We start from the raw sequence: 22150 nt of genomic DNA, 5'->3' as shown, positions 1-22150 counted from the left end.
GCGGGCGGCGGCCCTTGCCGGAGCCCCGTTCTTTTATTTGCCGGGCCGATATGCTATAATAAGTGTGTAGTATTCCATAGTTTTCCGAGGTCATTTTATGCGCGCTTCAAATATGTTTTCACCCACTCTGAGAGAGATCCCCGCCGAGGCTGAGATCATCAGCCACAAGCTGCTGCTGCGGGCCGGCTTTATACGCAAGGTCTCCGCTGGCATCTACGACTATCTGCCCCTGGGCTACAAGGTGCTCTGCAAGATACAGCGCATCCTGCGGGAGGAGCTGGCCCGGCAGGGAGCCCAGGAGATACTCATGCCCGCCCTGGTCAGCGGCGATCTCTACAAGGAGACCGGCAGGTGGGACCTGGACGTGCTCTTCAAGCTCAAGGACCGCAAAAACGCCGACTACGCCATCGGCTTTACCCATGAGGAAGTGGTGACGGACATAGTCCGCCGGGACGTCCGCAGCTACAGGCAGCTGCCCCTCAATCTCTATCAGATACAGACCAAGGGCAGAGACGAAGCGCGGCCCAGAGCCGGCCTGGTGAGAGGCAGAGAGTTCATCATGATGGACGCCTATTCCTTTGACAGCTCCTGGGAGGGCCTGGACCGGTCGTATCACAAGATGTTCATAGCCTTTGGCAGGACCTTCCGCCGCTGCGGCATCGCTCCGCAGGTGGTGGACGCAGACTCAGGCGCCATAGGCGGCAAGGAAAATCAGGAATATATGGTGATCTGCGACTCGGGCGAGGACACCATACTCGTGTGCCCTCAGTGCGGCTACAGCGCCAACGCCGAAAAATGCGAGATCGCCCACAGTGACCGCCCCTCCTCCGAGGAGCCCGCTCCCATGGAAAGGGTGGCTACCCCCGGGGCCAAGACCATAGACCAGGTGGCTTCCTTTTTGAAGATCAGCCCCAAAAAGCTGGTGAAGACCCTCATCTATGAGCACGAGGGCAAGGTGTATGCCTTCCTTCTCCGGGGAGACAGAGACCTGAACGAGAGCAAGGCCGCCCGGGCAGTGGGAACCAAGAGCCTGGAGATGGCGGAGCCCGACACCGTGATGCGGGTCACAGGGGCCGACACCGGCTTTGCCGGCCCCGTGGGGCTGGGCAAGGTGGACCGGCTCATAGCGGACAACGAGATCCGCAACATGGTCAACTACGCCGTGGGAGGCTGCGAGACCGACGTGCACATCATCAACGTCAACACCGGGAGAGACTTTCCCGAGCCCGAATATGCCGACCTGCGTATCGCTGTAAAGGGAGACCCCTGCCCCCGCTGTCACGGCAAGCTCCAGACCGAAAAGGGCATGGAGGTAGGCCACATCTTCAAGCTGGGCACCCTCTATTCCGACAAGATGAACGCCGGCTTTCTGGCAGAGGACGGCGCCGAGAAGCCCTTTATCATGGGCTGCTACGGCATGGGCGTCAGCCGGCTCATGTCCGCCATCATCGAGGTCAGCAATGACAAGGACGGCATGATCCTGCCCGTGTCCGTCGCTCCCTTTGAGGTGTCGGTCATCCTGGTGAACCCCGCCGACGAGACCCAGTGCGCCATGGCCACCCGGCTCTACGAGGAGCTGTCCATGGCCGGCGCGGACGTGCTCCTGGACGACCGGGACGAGAGGCCCGGCGTCAAGTTCAAGGACAATGACCTGTGGGGCATTCCCATTCAGGTAGTGGTAGGCAAGGGAGCCGCCGAGGGCAAGGCGGAGCTGTCCCTGAGAAGGGACAAGCAGCGCAAGGAGTCTGTCCCCATCGGCGAGGCTTCCGCCGCCGTGCTGGACCTCAGGGGCAGACTTTACGAGGAGCTCAGCCTCAGGGCCGGCGAGGTCAGATAATGAAGCCCGAGCTGCTGGCCCCTGCCGGCGACCCGGAAAAGCTGATCTGGGCCGCCGAATACGGAGCCGACGCGGTATATTTCGGGCTCGGGGAGTATTCTCTCCGTTCCTATGCGGGCAACTTCACCCCCGACCAGGCTTCCCGGGCGTTCCGGTATCTGCATGACCGGGGCAAAAAGGCCTATGTCACACTGAACGTGTATCCCTTTACGGGGGAATACGGAGCCATCCTTGACCTGGCGGGGTCCCTCGATGGGGCGGACGGGTTCATCGTGGCGGACCCGGGCCTCATGGCGGCTCTCACGAAGGCAGACGTCCGGACCCCCATACACGTATCCACCCAGGCAAACACCATGAGCGCCCAGACGGCTCTCTTTTACGCCGACCTGGGCTGCGCCAGGGTCAACCTGGCCCGGGAGCTGTCCTTTGAACAAATAGCGGAGATCAGGGAGCTGACTTACGGAAAGATAGAGCTGGAGGTGTTCGTCCACGGCTCCGTGTGCTTTTCCTACTCCGGCCGCTGCGCCATCAGCGACTATCTGACGGGCCGGCGCGCCAACCGGGGCGAGTGCGCCCAGCCCTGCCGCTGGAGCTATCATCTCGTGGAAGAAAAGCGCCCCGGCTCCCTGCTGCCCGTCTTTGAAGACTCCCGGGGCCTCTATCTCTTCAACACCCGGGATCTGGCCCTCTGGCGCTATGCAGGCAGGCTGGCGGACATAGGCATAGATTCCCTGAAGATAGAGGGCCGCATGAAGACGGTCCACTACATAGCCTCGGTGGTAAACGTTTACAGGAGGCTGCTGGACGGAGAGCCCATGGACGGGGAAGAGACAGAGACTCTGCTGTCCCGGGTGAGCAACCGGGGCTACACCGAAGGCTTTATGAAGGGACAGATCGGCCCGGAGGACTACAAGACCGGGTCTTCCTCCTACCTGTTCACCTCCAGGCTGCTGGGGCACACAGGCGCCGACGGCCTGCTGCGGGTCAACAATTCGTTTGAGGGCGGCGAAGAGGCAGAGCTGCTCACCCCCGCCGGAGTCAGGACCGTCACTCTCCCGGAGACCTTCACCGACACGGAGGGCCGGGTCCTCACCAAAGCCAACAACGATCACCTGCTGGTGACAGACCTGCCGCCATATTCTATATTGAGAAGGATCATAGACTGATGCTGAGTCCCAAAAACGGTATATACAACTTTTTCGGCTATCTCGGCCTGTCTCTCGAAGACAAGATGAGGCTCATCAAGGCCGCCGGCTTTGACGCGGTGTCCCTGTGGGGGATAGACCACGAATGGACCGACGAGGAGGAGCTGCGCAGGCTGTCCGCGCTGGCGGACACTCTGGGCCTGGAAAAAGAATTCATCCACACCCCCTTTGACGTGACGGGCTATATATTCGAATACGGCCCCAAGGGCGAGCAGGCCTATAGCGTCATCGAAAAGAACGTAGGCCTCTGCTCGGACCTGGGCGTTCCCGTATGCGTGGTCCACATCACCAGCTGGCATCATCCGAAAGAGATCACCGCCAAGGGGAGAGAAAGGCTGGAGGCTCTGACCCGGCTGGCGGAGAGCAAAAAGGTGCGCCTGGCCGCCGAGAACATCCGACACACCTTTGCCCTGGAGATCCTGGACCGGATAGACTCCCCTTATCTGGGCTTTTGCTACGATTCGGGCCACTCCCTATGCTTCCAAAAGACGGACGCAGACCCCCTCGCGCGCTATGCAGGCAGACTGCTGGCGCTGCATCTCCACGACAATGAGGGCGACCGGGACAAGCACGCCCTGCCCGGCAGCGGGTCTGCCGACTGGCAGAAGGTCATGGGCGCTGTCAAGGCGTCCCCCTATGAGGGCTCCCTGCATCTGGAGGTCAACGCAGACAACTCCCCGGAATACAGCTCTCTGCCGCCGGAAGAGTTTTTGGACAAGGCTCTGGCCTCCCTCGGATATATCCGTTCGCTGGTCTGAAGGCTGCGGCCGGCGCGGGCAGCATCCTTTTGTGCTATAATAATACTGACGACAAGGGGAGCAATATATGAGACACACACTGATCGCGCTTATCCTTCTTTGCGCTTTGCCCGTCTGCGCAAAGACAGCCTGGTTCCGGGGCGGCACGGCTGCCGACCCGGTCCTTATGGACGCCCTGGCCTCCAGAGGCTTTGCCACGGCGGAGCTGGGCTCCATGGCCGACTTCCGGGGCGGCAGGGACGACGTGCTGGTGCTGACCGACTGCAGCCGCTTTCCCTCCGAGGGAGTGGACGCCCTGAACGCCTTTATACAAAATGGCGGCAGCCTGCTGGCCGCAGGCGGCATCCCCTTTTCGGAAATGACGGTCCGGCTGGGCAATGAGGACGTTCCCGCCGGAGGGCTCGCTCAGAAGGCTTCCTCCGAAGGGGGCGTGACCCTGGCGGACCCGGCCTTGCCCGGGAGCATCTCCCGCTTCACCGTCACTTCCTGCAACAGCCTTCCCGGACGCCATTTCGAGACAGCCTCCCCTGAGGGCAGGCCCGCCTTTCACATCACCAATGACGGCGCCGACACCTGGGAGAGCTACACCGGGTCTCTCCCGGAGCTTGAAGTGCCGGAGCGCCCTCTGTTTGCCGTCAGCATCAGGGGCAGCCGCTATTCCCCCTCCCTTTCTCTGGGTATCAGGGAAAAGGACGGCTCCCGCTGGTTCAGCCATATTTCCCTATCCGAAGAATGGAAGACCTACGTCATCAGCCCCCGGGACTTCGGCATGTGGGACAACAGCAGAGACGGCAAGAGAGGCGGCGCGGGAGACAGGCTGGACCCGGGCAACATGGCCTCCTTTGAATTTGCCATTATGAGCGCCGTTCAGGAAGAGGAAGACTATCCCGCCACCACCCCCACGGGCAAGCCTCAGGATATATATATCGGCGCCCTCAGGCTGATCCCCGGCGGCTCCCTGCCGGAGATCAGGGAGCCCATGGAAATGCCCGCCTTTTTCCCGGCAGTCCATATGTATCGCTGCTCCGCCGACACCGTGACCTTTGAAGGCGGCAGCATTGAGGTCAGCGAAGCCGTCATGCCTTTTTACAGAAATCAGGGCTACGGCCTGGACAACCGGGGCGCCTTTCGGCAGGTGCCCCTGGCCATGTGCGTGGAAAAGGGCAGAGAAAAGGGCATGGCAGCCCAGGCGGTCTTTCACAGGGAAGACTCCGCCTTTCACGGCGGGACCTGGGTCTTTGCCGGCATAGACCCGGACGCTCTCGCAGGGGCTCCGGCCCTTGTTGACCGGCTGGCCGACTGCTTCACCGACCGGCCCCGCTTCCTCTGCGCCGGGACCTCCCGGTTTTCCTACATGCCCGGGGAACGGATCACCGTGGGAGCCCGGACGGTCAATGCCGAGGGCGCCTCGGTCCGCATACTCATCAAAGACGAGCCCTGGACACCCGTGTTCACCCGGACGGTGAAGCCGGGAGAGACGGCGTCTCTCACCCTGTCGGAGCCCGGCTTTTACACTGCCGAGATCACTCTGGAAAAGGACGGGCAGGTGACCGACCGCATCACCCAGGATTTTTCGGTGTTTGACTCCCGGTCCCGCGCCTGGGACCACATCATCCGGTCCGAGGAGGGCCACCTGTGGAAGGGCGATGAAAAATGGGTGCCGGTGGGGGTCAATTATTGGCCCATGTATGCCACGGGAGTGCCTTTGAGAACGGCGGAGGGAGGAGGCGCCTGGCTGGCTGCCGACGAGTATCTCCCCGACAGGATCGAGGCGGACCTCCGGCTCCTCAGCGACATGAACGTCAACGTGGTCAGCACCCAGTATCTCAGGCTGAGCGAGGCGCCCCAGATCAGAGACTTTTTGGAGCGCTGCGAAAAATACGGCATCAAGGCGCACCTGTTTCTGGAGGGCTGCCATCCTCTGGACGTCCGTGAAGAAACGGCAGCGGCTCTCGTCCGGGCGGCCTGCCTGGGACAGGCCAGAGCCATGTTTTGCTACGATCTGGGCTGGGAAGTGAGCCTGGGAGACGAAGCAAGCCGCAGGCATCTCGACGGCAAATGGAACCGGTGGCTCATGCGGGAATACGGCTCGGCCGAAACGGCCCTGACCCTGCTGGGCTGGACGCCTTCCATCACCGACGGGGCCTATGGCGGCCCCACCGACATGCAGATCAGGCAGCCGGACACAAAGAGCCTGCCCTTCATAGCCGCCTACCGCCGCTTTTTGGACGACCTGATAGGCAAGGGCCTGCAGAGGTCCGTCCGCAACCTGAGAAAATACGATCCCTGGACCTGTATGGGGCTCCGGAACGGGGCCGGCGGCAACGGCACGGTGGTATATGCCCACATTTTCCCCTACGACATGAAGGCCGGCGCCCGCCATCTGGACATTCTGTGCCCCGAAGGATACAACCTGGGAGCCACGTCTTTATATATGGGTATGGGAGAGCTGACCAATCTCCAGTGCCGGCTGGTGTCCGGAGGCAAGCCCGTGGTGTGGATCGAATACGGCGTCCACCTGTTTATCGGCGCCGCTCAGCTGGGCTACAGGCAGGAAGACGCCCTGAAAAAGCTGCAGTATCAGACAAACTACTACAGGACCATGGCCGATTTTGTGGCCCGCAGCTCCGCTACCGGCTCCTTTGCCTGGTGGTATCCGGGAGGCTACAGGATAGACGAAAGGTCGGACTACGGCATTGCGGAGCCCGATCTCACCCCCAGAGGAGCCCTGCTGGCCCTCTCCGACAGGGCGGCGGACCAGCTCAAGGGAGACCTGTGGCCCCGGGAGGCCGACGAGACTCTGGTGTATGACAGAGACCTGTATGCCAGAGGCTACGGCGATTTCTTCGAACAATACGCCATGCATGTTTCGGAGCGCCTGCAGGAGGGCAAGTACACCCGGCTGGTGACTCCCGGCACCGGCCTCACCACCCGGACCCTGAAGCCCGAGGGAGTGGGAAATATACCCTACAGAGGCGTGGGCCCCGTGAAATATCTGGACAGCGAGATAGACAGCATCGTCTGCGGCGCCGAGACCCTCATTGAGTCCGGCGTCCTGAGGCCCCGGCCCGGCGCCCGCTTCACCGTCACCATGGCGAATATCGACGACTGCCTGTGGGAAAACGAAGGGGCAGGCAGGGTCCGGCTGAGGGTCTCCTGGGACGGAGGCGAGGCCTTTTACCCTCTGGACAGGCCGGCAGGCTATCTGGCCACGGCCCGGGCCTCCTTTACCCTGAAGGAGCAGCCCTCCGCCATAAGGCTGCGCCTTGTGGCCGACGGCATAGGCGCCTTTGGCGAGGAAGCGGAGCTGGAGCTCCTCTGGCAGCAATAACATGGCAGAAGACGGTATCACAGGCTATATAAGGCAGGAGCTCTCCCGGAGGAGAGACCCGGATTACGGAGCCTTCCAGCAAAAGCTGATCCCCGCCGTGGCGCCGGCAAGTATCATAGGCGTCCGGACCCCTGAGCTGAGGAGCCTGGCAAAGGAGCTTGTGGGGCGCGGGGACCTGGCGGAGTTTCTGGAGGCCCTGCCCCACGCTTATTTTGACGAGAACCAGCTCCACGCCTTTATCATATCGGAGACCAGGGACTACGGCCTGTGCATGTCCCGGACCTGCCGCTTCCTGCCCTTTATAGACAACTGGGCCACCTGCGACCAGCTGTCGCCCAAATGCTTTGCCAAACACAGGCCTGAGCTCTTGGAGCATATCAGGGGCTGGCTGGGCTCCGGCCAGACCTATACGGTGCGCTTCGGCATAGGCATGCTGATGCAGCACTATCTGGACGAGGCCTTCCTGCCGGAATACCCCGGCCTGGTGGCCGGGATAAGATCCGGGGAATATTACGTAAATATGATGTCGGCCTGGTATTTCGCCACGGCTCTGGCCAAGCAGTACCGGGCGGTCCTCTGCTATCTGGAGGACAGGCTCCTGGACCCCCGGGTCCACAATGCGGCCATCCAAAAGGCTCTGGAAAGCCGGCGGATAACCCAGGAGCAAAAACAATATCTGAGAACACTTAAGAACAGGAGACAAAAATGAGAACATTTACTGTATGCATCCTGCTTGTTATTCTGTCTGCGGCAGCCTGTATGGCAGACCTGAACGCAGACGTTGATAAGTCAGTTGCGGGGATACACATAGAAAACGAGGAAGGCCTGAAGACGGACGTCAGCGGCTTTTTCGTGGGGACCGGCGGCTGTCTGGTCACCTCCGACAGCGTATGGCTCGACTTTTCCGGTGACGGAGAGATGGCCGTGGGCTTTGAGGACATGAAGATGACTGCCCGCATCGGGCAGGAGAGCCGGCCTGTCTCCAATTACAATTTCACCGACAGCGGCCACACCATCCTGCTGACCGGCGCTTTCGAAAGCCCCCTGCAGCTTGGCAGCGTGTCTCTCAAGACCGGCGACGTGCTGACGGCGGCCGGCTTTGACCCCGAAAAAGGCAAGCCTGTCACAGTGAGCGTCACTCTCGGCGCAGTCACAAAAGACAGCGCCGTCCTGACAGCGCCTCTGGAGGACTTTTACTGCGGCGGCCCCGTGTTCAAAAGCGGAGCAGTGGCAGGCTACGTGTACGAAGCGGGCGGCAACCCGGTGATATATATCACGGACCCGGACGACATAGCCGCCGGGATATCGGAATGCCTGGACAATCTGAAGCCCCGGGAAAACACCTATGAAGAGGACGGGGAAGACGGGTCCGAAGAAGACGCGGAAGAAGAGGAAGAAGAGGCAGCCGTGGAGCTCAAGGGCGGCAAAGCCGTTTTCGGCGCCTATATGGACAAGCCCATCACCTGGCAGGTGCTGAAGAAGGAGGGCTCCGAAGCCCTGCTCCTCAGCGAGCAGGCCCTGGGCTACGGCAAGTTTCACGCCTACAAGGAGTCCGTGGAAGAGCTGAAGGCCTACAAGGCAGAACACAACGCCTACCCTCCCGTGACCTGGGAAGACAGCACTCTCCGGGGCTTTCTCAACGCGGAATTCTTTTTTGCAGCGTTTTCACCCAGGGAGCGCAGCGCCATCCTCGACATCAAGGACACGGAGGACCGGGTCACCCTGCTGTCGGAAGCCGAAGCCAAGTCCTTCTTCAACAGGTACGACGCCCGGGTCTGCCGCCCTTCCGAATACGCCAGAAAGCAGGGCGCTCCTCAGACCTGCCCCTGGTGGCTCAGATCCGAAGGCATGGGCGACATGAGGGCCTGCGCCGTCACCAAGGACGGCAGAGTGGAAAAAACAGCCCTGGCATCAGCCAACACAGCCACGGCTCTGGCGGGGATCAGACCCGTCATCCGGGTCCGGGTAAAATAACACTCCGAAAATAATAACAGCGGGCCTCACACGAGGCCCGCTGTGTTTTGCGGCGGTGTCAGAGCTTCAGACTGTCCCAGTCTATCTTCCTGTCTCTGAAATAGACCTCCCTGTCCTTGTCTCCGATGGGCCTCTGCACCCGGCAGGGCACTCCCGCAGCCACGCTGCCGGCGGGTATATCCCTGGTGACCACAGCGCCTGCGCCTATGACGCAGTTGTCCCCTATGGTGACCCCGGGGACCACGATGACTCCCGCCCCCAGCCAGCAGCAGCGGCCTATGCGTACGGGAAAGTTGTATTGCAGAGATCTCTCCCTCAGCTCCGGCAGTATGGGATGCCCTGCCGAGGACAGCACCACTCCGGGTCCCAGCTTGGTGTAGTCCCCCACGTATATATGGGTGTCGTCCACGAAGGTGCAGCCAAAGTTGCAATAGACCACGTTGCCAAAATGGACGTTCTTGCCTCCCCAGTTGGCGTAAAAGGGAGGCTCTATATAGCAGTCCTCGCCGCACTCGGCAAACTGCTCCTTCATAAACCTTATGCGCTCCTCCATCTGGGAAGGCCGGGTGTGATTGAAGTCATACAGCCTGTCCAGATACCTGAGCTGCTCTTCCATCAGCTCCTTGTCGGTGGGATCATACAGCATCCCTCCGTGGATCACGTCTTTTGATATCATGGGTCCTCCTCTATTTGCACGACGCGCACACGCCCGCCATCAGCGGCAGGCCGTATTTTTCGTCTCTTACCACGAACACAAAGGGCCGGCAAAGAGACAGCTCGGCGGCTGCCGCCGGGGCCTCCCCGTCTTCCCCGGGCTCCAGGGTCAGGGCCCCCTTGGCTATGAGATCGTCCACCGGCATGGGCCTTTTGCCCAGTATATGGCTGTAGCCCAGAGTCCTGAGGCCCTTTGCGCCCAGCCTCTCCAGGGGCTCCTCCCGGCTTTCGATGACCGTGCCGGGCATATAGACCAGGAGGTCCCTCTCCGAAGTGTTGTCCGACGGGAGCCCTCCCTTGCCCAGGCTTCTGACCGCCTCCAGCAGCTGCAGGCGTGACTCGGAGCAGTATATATCCAGCCGCATGGCGTCTCCCGCAAAGGGCATAGACACAAAGAAGCTGCGCTCCGTCTCATAATACCGGGCCCTCACTGCGGCGGCAAAATACACCAGCGCTCTCCGCTCGCCTATATAAGGCAGGAAATAGTCCACCCGCGAGGCGCCGGCAGGGGTGGTCCACCGGGGCTTTGCCGCTGCGCCGCAGGCCAGCAGGCTCACGGCGTCGGCCTCCTCGCCTCCCCGCAAAGACAGCTCCTCAAAAAACCGGCTCAGTTCCTCTCCCGCTTCATAGGCGAGGGCCCTGGGCCCGAAAAAGCTCTCCAGGGCCTTTGCGTAATCCGGAGACAGCCGGGCTCCCTTCCGGTACCACAGGGCGCCGGAGAAAAAGACCTGCTGCTTTTTGAGGGACGGCTTGTCCAGATAAGAGAGCGCCTTGACGCTGTTTTCTATGAGAGCATCGCTGCCGAGGCCAAAGGCGGCGGCGCAGGCTGCCGCTTCCTCCTCGGAGGCTCCCACGCACAGCAGGGCGCCGCACAGGGCGGCGCCGGCAGGCGTATAGACCGTGTTCCTTTCGCCCTCCAGACTCAGGAGCTGCTCGGAGGCGTCCCGGTAGAGGGCGCCCACGTAATCGGGATCAAAGAAACCCGCCGCGCACAGTGCGGCGGGGATCAGCAGCATGATTATGACACAGGGCAGAGTCTTCATGGGCCCTAATAGACCGACAGGAGCCGCACCTTGTCCAGCATTTCCGCAGGCAGGTCCATGGAGGCGGCAAAGACCTCCTCATAGGGGGTCAGCAGCACCTCTCTTCCCTTCAGGCCCACCATCTTCCCGGTATCTCCGTTCAGCAGAGCCTTCGTGGCGGCAAAGCCCATGATGGTGGCCAGGTTCCTGTCGTTGCAGGTAGGGGTCCCGCCCCTCTGGACGTGACCGAGTATAGTCTTGCGGCAGTCATAGCCGGCCCGGCTGATAAGGTCAGCCAGGATATCCACCGCGTTGCAGTCCGGCCCGGAGGCTCCCTCCGCCAGCACACAGATGAAGTTGGGCTTCTTGCGGACGTAGTATCTGTTGACTTCGTCCACGATCTGCTCCTGACGCTGAGGGTTTGTCAGGTCGTCGCCGGGGAGGATGACCATTTCCGCTCCGCAGGCGACTGCCGTGGACAGAGCCAAAAAGCCGTGGGCCCTGCCCATGACCTCTATCACAAAGCCCCGCCTGTGAGAAGAAGCGGTGTCCTTGATCTTGTCTATGGCCTCTATGATGGTATCCTGGGCCGTATCCACGCCTATGGAATAATCGGTAAAGGCCAGATCGTTGTCGATGGAAGCGGGTATGCCCATGGTGTTCACGCCGCTTTCCGACAGGCGCTGGGCCCCGTGCAGCGAACCGTCGCCGCCTACCACCACCAGACCGTCCAGCTCATAGCCCTTGATGATCCGCAGAGCCTCTTTGAAGCCCTCCTCGGTCATGAATTCCTTGCTCCGGGCAGAGCCCAGGATGGTGCCGCCCTTGCGCGAAAGGTCCGAAACGTCCTTGGCCGAGAACTGCCGCAGGTCTCCTTCCATCAGGCCCTTGTAGCCGTTGTATATCCCATAGACGTCGGCCCCAAAGGATATACCCACTCGCACCACCGCCCGGACGGCGGCGTTCATACCGGGGGCGTCGCCTCCGCTGGTCAGAACTGCTATCTTTTTCATGTCATTCCTCGCTTGTATCGTTGTCATTGTCCGCCGGCTGCTCTTCTTCGGGAACCTCTGCGGCCCCGCATCCGGCCTCGCTTGTATCGTTGTCACTGTCCGCCGGCTGCGCCTCTTCGGGAACCTCTGCGGCCCCGCATCCGGCCTCATCAGGCGTCTCCTCCGGAGCAGCCTCTGCTTCGCCGGCGGCGGGGGCTTCGGCCTCGCCGTCGCCCGGCCGGCCGTATTCCTGCTCATACCTGTCGGGGAAGGCCACCGAGAGGAACTCGTCCCTCTCTATGGTCTCCTTTTCTTCCAATATGCCGGCCAGCCTGTCCAGCGCGTCTCTGCGCGCCAGCAGTATCTCCTCGGTGCGGGCGTAGCACTCCTCTATGATCCGCTTGATCTCCGCGTCTATGGCCTGGGCCACGCTCTCCGAATAGTTGCGGCTTTCGTAGATGTCCTTGCCCAGGAACGGGTTGCCGGAATGCTTGCCAAAGACTATGGGCCCCAGGTTCTCGCTCATGCCCAGCTCGCATATCATGGTCCGGACGATGCCGGAAGCCCTTTCCAGATCGTTGGCGGCTCCCGTGGTGATCTCGTCATAGACCATGGCCTCGGTGACCCTGCCGCCCAGCAGGCCGCACACCCGGTTCAGCAGCTCGGAGCGGGTCTGGGTGTAGCGGTCCTCCTGAGGAGTATGCCAGGTCAGGCCCAGCGCCCTTCCTCTGGGCATGATGGACACCTTCTGCACCTTGTCCCCGGCGGCCAGAGTCTCTATGACTATGGCGTGGCCCGCCTCGTGATAGGCAGTCATCTTCTTTTCCTCCGGGTTGAGGGTCATGCTCTTGCGCTCCGGTCCCGCCAGCACCTTGTCGATGGCCTCGCTGAAGTTGGCGGCGGTGACCTCCTTCTGATCGAGACGGGCTGCCAGCAGGGCCGCCTCGTTGACCAGGTTGGCCAGCTCCGCGCCGGAAAAGCCGGCGGTCCTGGCTGCCAGAGTCTTGAAATCCACGTCATCTCCCAGGGGCTTGTTCTTGGCGTGGACCAGCAGTATCTTTTCCCTGCCCTTCACGTCGGGCAGATCCACCGTGATCTGCCGGTCAAAACGGCCGGGGCGGAGCAGGGCGGGGTCCAGCACGTCCGGGCGGTTGGTGGCGGCCACCAGGATGACGCCGGAATTGGTCTCAAAGCCGTCCATCTCTATGAGCAGCTGATTGAGAGTCTGCTCCCTTTCGTCATTGCCGCCGCCTATGCCGGTGCCTCTGTGCCTGCCCACCGCGTCTATCTCGTCGATAAACACCAGGCAGGGCCTGCTCTCCTTGGCATTGTTGAAGAGGTCCCTCACGCGGCTGGCGCCTACGCCCACGAACATCTCCACAAAATCGGAGCCCGATATGTAGAAAAAGGGCACCTTGGCCTCGCCGGCTATGGCCCGGGCCAGCAGGGTCTTGCCGCAGCCCGGAGGTCCCAGGAGCAGTATGCCCTTGGGGATCCTGGCGCCCAGCTTCTGATACTTCTTGGCGTCTCTCAGGAAGTCCACCACCTCGCCCAGCTCGGTCTTGGCCTCGTCTATGCCGGCCACGTCGCTGAAGGTGACCTTTTGGCCGTTGTCCTCTATCTTTTTGGCTTTGCTCCTGCCGAAGTTCATGGCAGAGCCGCCGCCCTGCTGGCTTCTGATGATGAACATCCAGAAAAACAGCAGCATGGCCACAGGCAGTATCACCGACACCACTATGGTCCATATCATGTCGGTGATGGGAGGCTTTTCTATCTTGTAGCTCACCTTCTGCTTTTGCAGCAGCGTATGCAGGCGGGCCCTCTCCTCGGGCGCCGCCGCATCCATATTGGCAGTGTATTTGTCCCCCTTGGTGGTCTCCAGCACCAGCGTATCCTTTTTGAACGCGGCGCCGGACACCGCTCCGGACTCAATGATGTCCAGAGCGCGGGAATATGATATGTTCTTGCTGGGCGCTCCCATCCCGCCGAAGATGGCGTCGCCTTTGAATATCAGCAAAAGCCCCGCGGCCACCAGCAAAAATATGAATATCTTTTTTATGATGCTTCCTCCACTTCATACTTGGCATGTCTGCCACTATATATTATACGGATATCAGCCCGAAAATGTCATCAGGCTCCGAAGATTTTTTCTTCCAGAGCGCCGCAGAGATAGTGATACAGGGGGATATGGTATTCCTGCACCCTGTAGGTCACGTCCGAAGGCGCGTTGAGCAGGGCGTCGCAGAGAGGCTTCAGCCTGCCGCCCCCGGAGCCGGTCATGCCTATGACGCGCATGCCCATGGCCTTGGCGCAGACGGCGGCGTTGACCACGTTGACGGCGTTGCCCGAGGTGGTCAGGCCTATGAGCACGTCGCCCTTCCTGCCCAGAGCGCACACCTGCTGGGCATACATATATTCCGCGCCGTTGTCGTTGATCACGGCGCTCAGCAGGGCGCTGTGGCTCACCAGGCTGACGCAGTCTATCCCCTGCTGCAGCCCGTCGGCCAGCGCCTCTCCGCCATAACGCCGCAGGGCCTCCCTCATGTCCGCAGCTATGGGGCGGCGCTTGAGAAAGCCTTTCAGCAGCTCGCCGGCTATATGCTCGCTGTCGGCGGCGCTGCCGCCGTTGCCGCACACCAGTATGCGGCCGCCGCCTGTGACGGAGTCAACGAGCAGCCGGCAGGCCTCGTCCAGCGCCGGCTCCAGGTACAGCATCTCGGGATAATCGTCAAAGGGTTTTTTCATCATTTGCCACCAAACAAAACAAACAAAAGGCATGAGTCAAGTCACGCCTTTTGCACAATATACGAAAGAGACTATTCTTTGCCGAGCAGCTCTATCTCAAATATCAGAGTAGAGTTGGGCGGTATGCCGGGCATATCCGCATCGCCGTAGCCCAGGGAGGGAGGTATCGTGAGCTTGCGCTTGCCGCCCACCTGCATACCTTTTATGCCCTGTTCCCAGCCCTGTATCACGCTGTCTTTGCCGACTGTAAAGCCAAAGGGCTTGCCGTGCTTGTAAGAGGAGTCAAACTCCTCGCCGTTTTCGAGGGTGCCCTTGTAGTGGACGCTGACAGTGTCGCCGTCCTCTACCATGTCGCCGGTGCCCAGCTTCAGATCCTCTATCTTCAGCCCGGTCTCTGCCTTGCCGACAGCCAGCCTGTTGTTTATTTCTTCCTGCTTTTCGCGAAAATCGCTCTGGAAAGGATTTTCGCCGGCCTGCTCGTACAGGGCGTCCTCGGTGCGGGTCACTTCTGTCTCGCCTTTATTGATCTCGACGCTCTCCACCTTGTTGTTCCGGCAGCCCGTCATACAGACCGTCAGAACGCAAAGAGCGATCAAAAATAGTGTTCTCATACGCTCCTCACAAAAGCCGCGGGCCCGGGGCCCGCTGTTGTCAACTACTGCGCTCTCCTGGCTCCCACGTAATGCTTCGAGTAGAAATCGGAGCCGAGCTTGTCCTTGGCAACGCCCTTTTTGCTGTTTGCCGCATGGACGAACTCGCCGCCGCCCACGTAAATGCCCACGTGGTCCACACCGGAGCGGTGGATGGAAAAGAGCAGGATGTCGCCCTTTTGCAGATTGGCCTTGTCCACGGCCTTGCCAAAGGTGGCCTGCTCGCGGGAAGTGCGGGGGACCTTGATGCCAAAGTTGGAATACACGTAGCTCACCAGACCGGAGCAGTCAAAGCCGCCTCTGGAGGTGCCTCCGCTGACGTATCGGCCTCCCACCAGCGAAAGAGCCAGGCCGGCCATATCGCTTCTGCCCTGCGCGGGGGGCTTTTCGGCAAACTTGACCTTGGGCGGAGTATATTCGGCGCCCTTGGGAAGATCTATCTTTTGTCCGGGCTTGAGCACGGCCTTTTCGTCAAAGCCGTTGGCCTTCAGCAGGGCCGCTATGGTCACGCCCGTTTTTTTGGCAATGCCGGACAGGGTGTCGCCCTGCTCCACCACATACACCGAGGACAGCGCTGCGCTGTCGGCGCGGTTCAGCACTCTGTTCCTGGGGCTGTCGGCAGCGCCGGGGAGCCGGATCTCCTGCCCCACCGTAAGGACCGCATCCTCCTCAATGCCGTTGAGCCTGGCCAGCTGCGCGGCGGTGGTGCCGTGCTTCTTGGCTATCTTGTAGAGCGAGTCTCCCTTTTCCACCTTATAAGCGTGAACGGAGACAGCCAGCGAGCACACCACAAACGGCAGCAAGAGCCTTATCTTTTTGCAAATCAAAAAGCATACCTTCCTTGATTTATTCAATTATATTATACCACAAGCCGGCTCCGGAAGGCAAGCCCCCGGCCCGGGGCGCAAGGGACGAAAAACGCCCTTTTTTCAGGCAAAAAATCCGCCGGCCCTTGACAAATCACCTCGCCGGAGATTATAATATTAGTATAGAAAATTGCACTTTTTTTCAGGAGTACAGTATGAAAATAATCACCAGATTGTGGCTTTTCGCGGTCCTTCTGGCTCTGTTTTCTGTAGCTGCCGCTGCCAGGAACATAGCCACCGCGGAGGAGCTGTACGAGTTCTGCAGCGGCGCTGTATTGACTGAGGAGATCAACCTCACAGGCGAGGAGTACGACCTGTCCCCCTACATGAGCGGCTCGAATCCCTGGAAGCCCATCACCCAGGTCGGCCCCGGGGTCGGCTTTTACGGCAACGGAGCCGTGATCAAGGGACTGGACCTGTCCAAAAGATATAACGAAGGCTCCAAAGGCTACAGCGGCTTTATCGCCAAAAACTATGGCATCGTAGCTGACCTGACCATACAGCTGGGCTCCAGCTCCAACACCTCGGCGTTTTACCTGGGCCCCGTGGTCGCCCATAACGAGGGCAGCATCCTCGGCTGCCGGGTCTTCGGCGACGCTGACGATGACGTGGTCATCAGCGTGGGCAAAGCCGGCTTCGCCGGCGGCATCGCCGGAGATAACTTCGGTCTGATACAGAACTGCATCGTGAACGACGTCTGCTTTGATCTGGCCGTCAACCTGTCCTACGGAGGCGGCATCGCCGGCCTCTGCAGTGAAGGGGGCGAGATAGGTGGCTGCACCGTGTACAATGTGGCCATCGCTGCCAGCAACTCCTGCACCGTGGGCGGCATCGTCGGACGCGTGGAAGGCTATGAGTTCGATCCCTATGTCCCGGTCACTGTGACGGAGTGCTCCGCCATTTACAGCTCCCTGGTCACGGACGGAGGCTATCTGGGCGGCATCGCCGGCTTCGCCAAGGCCTGCGAGATCACCGACTGCCGCGTCAACTTCGTGGACATCATCCACTCCGGAAGCCTGGACTGCAACGTGGGCGGCCTGTTCGGCGAGTTTGAAAGTGAAATTGACACGCCCTCCACTGCCGAGAGATGCTATTATGCGGAAGGCATCGCCCGTGGTATGCAGTACAAGACCACAGACAATGCCGGCGGCATAGTGGGCTCCTACTACGCCGACGACAGCGCCGCCACCATATTCGAAAAATGCTACTTCTGCACCGATTTCACCGACGTCAAAATTCTCTACGGCGAACGCACCGGCAACGCCTCCGACGACAATTTTGTCAACTGCGCGGGCCTGACCAAGGATGACATGACCGCTCCCAACTGGGCCCCCCAGAACATGGGCAGCAGCTGGTTCAACTACGGTCCCGACAACTATCCCGTGTTTTCCGACGGGGTACCCGTTTCCTTTGACAGACTGCACAGACTCACCCAGTATCTGCCCATAGGTTACAGGCTCTATTACGACGGCGTTGACGTAGCCTCCTTGGGCCTGGTTGACCGGGACACCGAGTTTGACCCCTACCTGTTCTACATAGTGGGACCCGAGGACAGCAGCCTGGATCTGGAGCTGGAATACGTCACCGTCAACGGACAGCGGATGACGGACACCATCACCGCCGGCGACTTCGGCGAGCTCACCTTCTCCGCCGTGGTGGACAACTGCGCCAGCAGATACGGCGTGATACCCGTCCTGGAAGAAGCCGTAGAAATGTATGCCAAGACTGAAGGCATCTACAACCCCGCCAGCAGGGCGGAGTTTGCGGCTATCATAAACGACACCACGACGGCCCTGAACGAAGAATATCTCTTTATGACCTGGGACCGGTGCGACGAGCTCATCGCCAGGCTCATGGAGATAGAGATGGATAAATTCTCTTACGGAATTGATTTTGAGCACCCCGATTCCACCGTATATTACTGGTCCACTATCGACTGCGACTGGTTCGAGACCGAGGGCGAATACCGCCTGTTCGGCGAGGAAGTCGGCCTGAAGGCTGTGCCCAATGATGGCTACAGGTTCCTTTACTGGGCCGACTCCGCCGGCAACAAGCTCTCCGAAGATCCCGAGTTCACCTACACCGTGAACAGGACCACTACTCTTACGGCCGTGGTGGCCCCCGAAAACAGTTACGACTTCATATACAAGGACACCTACGGCAAGATCTACAAGATCCAGCCCGTCACCGACTACAGCGAAGTGGCCTATCCCGCAGAGGTGGGCTCCACCGGCCTCAGGACCGGCTATGCCGTCAGCGGCTGGACCAACGACTATGACGGCGGCCTGCCCGCCTCCGGCGAAGTCACCGGCAACGTGACCTTTACCGCGTCCCTGACCAAGACCTCCACCACCTATCGGGTGACTTCCAGCGTGGCAGGCGAAGAGGAAACGGCTAACCTGAAGCTGGCCGCTCTCTTTACCAAGACCGCTCCCGACGAATACGAGGGCAGCGCCTTCTCTTACTGGAAGGACAGCGACTCGGGCTGCGTGCTCAGCTACGCCAAGACCCTGTCCGTATCCGTGTATTCGGATATGAACGTGGAGGCCGTATACGGGGAAGCCGCTAACAGCGTCACCCTGGCCGTATTGCAGACTCCCATCGTGTCCTCCGGCAAGATAGCCTTCACCGGCCAGGTAGTCGAGGGCGACGACTTTGCCTCCGAGATCATGCACGGCGTGCTGCTCCTGAGGTCCGACAGTGCCATCACCGACCTGGTGATCGACACCCCCGGCGTCATTGTGGGCAAGTCCTCCGGCTACTCCGCCGTGAGCAAGACCTTCATCATCAACAAGAAGAACGTGGCCGAGGGCGACACCTGGTACGGCAGAGCCTTCGTGGTTTACAGAGACACCAACGGCGTGGAAAAGATAGCCTATTCGGATATCAAGAGCGCCACTATGTAAGCGCGCCGCCGGCGCAAGATGTTTTCGCGCCCCCTCGCGGGGCGCTTTTTTCTGCTATAATATACTTGGATGAATTCTGATATTTCTGCCTCTCCGGCCCGCAGGGCCGGGGTCGCAAAAGGAGTAACAAATGAAACGATTTACCGGACTGTGGCTGTTTGCCGCCCTGCTGGCTCTGCTTCCCTTAGCTGCGGCAGCAGTTGACATAGCCACCGCCCAGGAGCTGTATGAATACTGCAGCGGCGCCGAAATAAATGAGGACGTCAATCTCACCGGCGAGGTTTATGACATGTCCCCCTACAGTACCGGCGCCAATTCCTGGCAGCCCATCATTTGTATGAATGGTGTATTCAACGGCAACGGAGCCGTGATCAAGGGTCTGAACATGAGCAGATATAACCGCAGCGTTGCGGGTATTTCGGGCAACTGTCACGGCTTTATTTCCATCAACAATGGCACTGTGGAGGATCTGAACATCGAGCTCGACACAGACGCCGAGGTCAAACAGTATTTCGGAGCAGTGGCCGCATACAACACGGGCGATATCTTAAACTGCCGGGTTTACGGCAGCGCGGAGGAGGGCGTGACCATCAAAGCCACAGCCAGTAACTCCTGCGCCGGAGGCATTGCAGGCTGGAACGAAGGCGTCATAGCAGACTGCAGCGTAAGCGGCATATCCATTGTCACAACAGCCCTTTACTGCTGCGCAGGAGGCATTGCAGGCCGACACGTAGGCCAGATCGGCGAGACGGCGCTGCAGAACTGCGCCGTCAACAACGTAAGCGTAGAGATCCGCAACTACGACTCTTCCTGGTGCGGCGCCATTGCCGGGTCCATTGAAAGCTCGGCCTTTTCCGGTGGTTATTTTTTGCCGGCAGAGGTGGATCTCTGCACTGCCACGAACTGCTCACTGACGTCAACGAAAGGCGGCTTTGTGGGCGGCATTGCCGGCTCTGCCCAGGGCTGTGTGGTCACGGACTGCCGGATCAACTACGTGGACATCGTCCACTCCGGCAATTACTACTGCGCCATCGGCGGCCTGTTCGGCCAGTTTACCGACACGGCAGACGAGCCGGCCGCCTGCGAGAGCTGCTACTGGGCGGGAGCCGTCAGCCGGGGCATGCAGTACGGGAGCACCTCCGAAGCCGGCGGCATAGTGGGCACCTACGACGCCTCTGACGGCGAGGTCAAATTCTCCAACTGCTTCTTCTGCACCGATTTCACCGACGTCACCGAGCTTTACTGCACGTCCGGCGGCAACGCTGCGGACACCAATTTTGCAGGCTGCGCCGGCGTAGCCAAGAGCGCCATGACAGCGGAGGGCTGGGCAGCCGACAATCTGGGCGAAGGCTGGACCAACTACGGCCCCGAGGGCTATCCCCTGTGGACCGACCGGGTGCCCGTTTCCTTTGCCAGGCTGCACAGAGGCGGGGACTATCTGCCCGCAACCGATTACAGACTCTATTACGACGGCGAGGACGTAGCCGCCATGGGCCTGGCGGACCCGGCCGCCGAGTTTGACCCCGACCTGTTCTATATCGTGGGACCCGACGAGGGCGGCCTGGACCTGGAGGTGGAATACGTCACCCTGAACGGACAGGAAATGACGGAGACCGTCACCGCCGGCGACTTTGACACGCTCACCTTCTCCGCCGTGGTGGACAACTGCGCCAGCAAATACGGCGTGATACCCACTATCGAGGAAGCCAACAGGATATACCGGGAGTCGGCCAGGTATTACAGCGCCGCCAGCAGAGCGGAGCTCAAGGCCGCCATAGACGACGCTCAGGAAGAGCTGGACGACCGCTATCTCTTCATGACCTGGGACGACGCCGACCGGCTGATACTGTCTCTCCTCTCCATAGAGCATGACAAGTTCCTCTATACCGTTATCTTTGACAACGAAAACTCCTCCATATATTACTGGTTCGAGCCCGATGAGGACTGGTTCGAGACCGACGGCGAATACCGCATATTCGGCGACGAGCTCTCCCTCAAAGCGGTGCCCGATGAAGGCTACAGGTTCCTTTACTGGGCCGACTCCGCCGGCAACAAGCTCTCCGAGGACGCCGAGTTCACCTACACCGTGAACAGGACCACTACCCTTACGGCCGTGGTGGCTCCCGAAAACAGTTACGACTTCATATACAAGGACACCTACGGCAAGATCTACAAGATCCAGCCCGTCACCGACTACAGCGAAGTGGCCTATCCCGCAGAGGTAGGTTCCACCGGCCTCAGGACCGGCTATGCCGTCAGCGGCTGGACCAACGACTATGAGGGCGGCCTGCCCGCCTCCGGCGAAGTCACCGGCAACGTGACCTTCACCGCGTCCCTGACCAAGACCTCCACCACCTATCGGGTGACTTCCAACGTGGCAGGCGAAGAGGAAACGGCTAACCTGAAGCTGGCCGCTCTCTTTACCAGGACCGCTCCCGACGAATACGAGGGCAGCGCCTTCTCCTGCTGGAAGGACAGCGACTCGGGCTGCGTGCTCAGCTATAACGCAGAGCTGAAGGTATCCGTGTATTCGGACATGAATGTGGAAGCAGTTTACGGGGAAGCCGCTAACAGCGTCACCCTCGCCATTCTGCAGACTCCCATAGTGTCCTCCGGCAAGATAGCCTTCACCGGCCAGGTAGTCGAGGGCGACGACTTTGCCTCCGAGATCATGCACGGCGTGCTGCTCCTGAGGTCCGACGCGCCCGTCACGGATCTGGTCATCGACACCCCCGGCGTCATAGTCGGCAAGTCCTCCGGCTACTCCGCCGTGAGCAAGACCTTCATCATCAACAAGAAGAACGTAGCGGACGGCGACGTCTGGTACGGCAGAGCCTTCGTGGTTTACAGAGACACCAACGGCGTGGAAAAGATAGCCTATTCGGATATCAAGAGCGCCACTATGTAAGCGCGCAACAGCGCAAACGGCATTTCGCGCCCCCTCGCGGGGGCGCTGTTTTTTTGTCCCCCGGCCCGGTCCGCGGAGCGCGCTCTGTCCCGTTCAAACACAACGTCACTTCGGCGGCAGCGCCAAACCCCGCGTCATCTCGGCGGCAGCGCCAAACCCCGCGTCATCTCGGCGGTGAGGGCTACTCATGCCCTCACCGGTAAGAGATCTACGGGGGGACCGATGCCGCAGGCATTGGGGGG

The 22150-nt window shown here is 60.5% G+C and carries 15 protein-coding genes; 8 read left to right on the top strand and 7 right to left on the bottom strand.

Annotated features, from left to right (window positions below; genetic code table 11):
- Positions 1-97 precede the first annotated feature (97 nt).
- The 6 genes from IK083_09065 to IK083_09040 all read left to right on the top strand — a co-directional run bounded on the left by IK083_09065 (position 98) and on the right by IK083_09040 (position 9105).
- Positions 98-1837 carry a proline--tRNA ligase gene (locus IK083_09065; GenBank protein ID MBR4749700.1) on the top strand — a complete coding sequence of 580 codons (1740 nt, stop codon included), beginning with the start codon at positions 98-100 and terminating at the stop codon, positions 1835-1837.
- Positions 1837-3003: a U32 family peptidase gene (locus IK083_09060; protein MBR4749699.1), complete on the top strand. Its 1167-nt coding sequence runs from the start codon at positions 1837-1839 to the stop codon at positions 3001-3003. Before IK083_09065 ends, IK083_09060 begins: the two co-directional genes overlap by 1 nt.
- Positions 3003-3800, top strand: coding sequence for a sugar phosphate isomerase/epimerase (locus IK083_09055; protein ID MBR4749698.1), 798 nt, complete (start codon positions 3003-3005; stop codon positions 3798-3800). The genes IK083_09060 and IK083_09055 overlap by 1 nt, the downstream gene beginning before the upstream one ends.
- Before the next feature lie 67 nt (positions 3801-3867).
- Positions 3868-7131 (top strand): hypothetical protein, encoded by a 3264-nt coding sequence (locus IK083_09050; GenBank protein ID MBR4749697.1) that lies wholly within the window; start codon positions 3868-3870, stop codon positions 7129-7131.
- A 1-nt stretch (position 7132) separates the two neighbouring features.
- Positions 7133-7840 (top strand): DNA alkylation repair protein, encoded by a 708-nt coding sequence (locus IK083_09045; GenBank protein ID MBR4749696.1) that lies wholly within the window; start codon positions 7133-7135, stop codon positions 7838-7840.
- Positions 7837-9105 carry a hypothetical protein gene (locus tag IK083_09040; protein MBR4749695.1) on the top strand — a complete coding sequence of 423 codons (1269 nt, stop codon included), beginning with the start codon at positions 7837-7839 and terminating at the stop codon, positions 9103-9105. The genes IK083_09045 and IK083_09040 overlap by 4 nt, the downstream gene beginning before the upstream one ends.
- 58 nt (positions 9106-9163) lie before the next feature.
- Here the strand turns inward: IK083_09040 and IK083_09035 are convergent, their stop codons facing one another.
- The 7 genes from IK083_09035 to IK083_09005 form a co-directional block, all read right to left on the bottom strand.
- Positions 9164-9781 (bottom strand): sugar O-acetyltransferase, encoded by a 618-nt coding sequence (locus tag IK083_09035; protein ID MBR4749694.1) that lies wholly within the window; start codon positions 9779-9781, stop codon positions 9164-9166.
- A gap of 10 nt (positions 9782-9791) precedes the next feature.
- A complete protein-coding gene (locus IK083_09030; GenBank protein MBR4749693.1) occupies positions 9792-10862 on the bottom strand; it encodes a hypothetical protein in 1071 nt (356 codons plus the stop codon).
- 5 nt (positions 10863-10867) lie between these two features.
- A complete protein-coding gene (locus IK083_09025) occupies positions 10868-11854 on the bottom strand; it encodes a 6-phosphofructokinase (protein ID MBR4749692.1) in 987 nt (328 codons plus the stop codon).
- 1 nt (position 11855) lies between these two features.
- The gene (ftsH, locus tag IK083_09020) at positions 11856-13814 is read right to left on the bottom strand and encodes an ATP-dependent zinc metalloprotease FtsH (protein MBR4749691.1); all 1959 of its coding nucleotides are present in this window, start codon (positions 13812-13814) and stop codon (positions 11856-11858) included.
- 149 nt (positions 13815-13963) lie between these two features.
- Positions 13964-14581, bottom strand: coding sequence for an SIS domain-containing protein (locus IK083_09015; GenBank protein ID MBR4749690.1), 618 nt, complete (start codon positions 14579-14581; stop codon positions 13964-13966).
- Between the two features lie 68 nt (positions 14582-14649).
- Entirely contained in the window at positions 14650-15189 is a 540-nt protein-coding gene (locus IK083_09010) for an FKBP-type peptidyl-prolyl cis-trans isomerase (GenBank protein ID MBR4749689.1), read from the bottom strand.
- A gap of 44 nt (positions 15190-15233) precedes the next feature.
- Positions 15234-16055 (bottom strand): LysM peptidoglycan-binding domain-containing protein, encoded by an 822-nt coding sequence (locus IK083_09005; protein ID MBR4749688.1) that lies wholly within the window; start codon positions 16053-16055, stop codon positions 15234-15236.
- Between the two features lie 194 nt (positions 16056-16249).
- Here IK083_09005 and IK083_09000 point away from each other — a divergent pair, with 194 nt between their 5' ends.
- Together IK083_09000 and IK083_08995 are read left to right on the top strand one after the other, a co-directional pair.
- Positions 16250-19000, top strand: coding sequence for a hypothetical protein (locus IK083_09000; GenBank protein MBR4749687.1), 2751 nt, complete (start codon positions 16250-16252; stop codon positions 18998-19000).
- Positions 19001-19130: 130 nt separating this feature from the next.
- Positions 19131-21908, top strand: coding sequence for a hypothetical protein (locus IK083_08995; protein ID MBR4749686.1), 2778 nt, complete (start codon positions 19131-19133; stop codon positions 21906-21908).
- The last annotated feature ends 242 nt before the right edge of the window (positions 21909-22150 follow it).

The sequence above is a fragment of the Abditibacteriota bacterium genome (assembly GCA_017552965.1).
Classification (GTDB): domain Bacteria; phylum Armatimonadota; class UBA5829; order UBA5829; family UBA5829; genus RGIG7931.
Note: the sequence above shows the minus strand (reverse complement) of the source record. Positions and strands in the feature narration are given on the sequence as shown.

What these genes read in the sequence shown, in the direction of transcription:
- IK083_09045 (MBR4749696.1), top strand. Translation starts at nt 7,133, where the DNA reads ATGGCAGAAGACGGTATCACAGGCTATATAAGGCAGGAGCTCTCCCGG.
- IK083_09010 (MBR4749689.1), bottom strand. Translation starts at nt 15,189, where the DNA reads ATGAGAACACTATTTTTGATCGCTCTTTGCGTTCTGACGGTCTGTATG.
- IK083_09025 (MBR4749692.1), bottom strand. Translation starts at nt 11,854, where the DNA reads ATGAAAAAGATAGCAGTTCTGACCAGCGGAGGCGACGCCCCCGGTATG.
- IK083_09040 (MBR4749695.1), top strand. Translation starts at nt 7,837, where the DNA reads ATGAGAACATTTACTGTATGCATCCTGCTTGTTATTCTGTCTGCGGCA.
- IK083_09050 (MBR4749697.1), top strand. Translation starts at nt 3,868, where the DNA reads ATGAGACACACACTGATCGCGCTTATCCTTCTTTGCGCTTTGCCCGTC.
- IK083_09000 (MBR4749687.1), top strand. Translation starts at nt 16,250, where the DNA reads ATGAAAATAATCACCAGATTGTGGCTTTTCGCGGTCCTTCTGGCTCTG.
- IK083_09060 (MBR4749699.1), top strand. Translation starts at nt 1,837, where the DNA reads ATGAAGCCCGAGCTGCTGGCCCCTGCCGGCGACCCGGAAAAGCTGATC.
- IK083_09065 (MBR4749700.1), top strand. Translation starts at nt 98, where the DNA reads ATGCGCGCTTCAAATATGTTTTCACCCACTCTGAGAGAGATCCCCGCC.
- IK083_09055 (MBR4749698.1), top strand. Translation starts at nt 3,003, where the DNA reads ATGCTGAGTCCCAAAAACGGTATATACAACTTTTTCGGCTATCTCGGC.
- IK083_09015 (MBR4749690.1), bottom strand. Translation starts at nt 14,581, where the DNA reads ATGATGAAAAAACCCTTTGACGATTATCCCGAGATGCTGTACCTGGAG.
- IK083_09035 (MBR4749694.1), bottom strand. Translation starts at nt 9,781, where the DNA reads ATGATATCAAAAGACGTGATCCACGGAGGGATGCTGTATGATCCCACC.
- ftsH (MBR4749691.1), bottom strand. Translation starts at nt 13,814, where the DNA reads ATGGGAGCGCCCAGCAAGAACATATCATATTCCCGCGCTCTGGACATC.
- IK083_08995 (MBR4749686.1), top strand. Translation starts at nt 19,131, where the DNA reads ATGAAACGATTTACCGGACTGTGGCTGTTTGCCGCCCTGCTGGCTCTG.
- IK083_09030 (MBR4749693.1), bottom strand. Translation starts at nt 10,862, where the DNA reads ATGAAGACTCTGCCCTGTGTCATAATCATGCTGCTGATCCCCGCCGCA.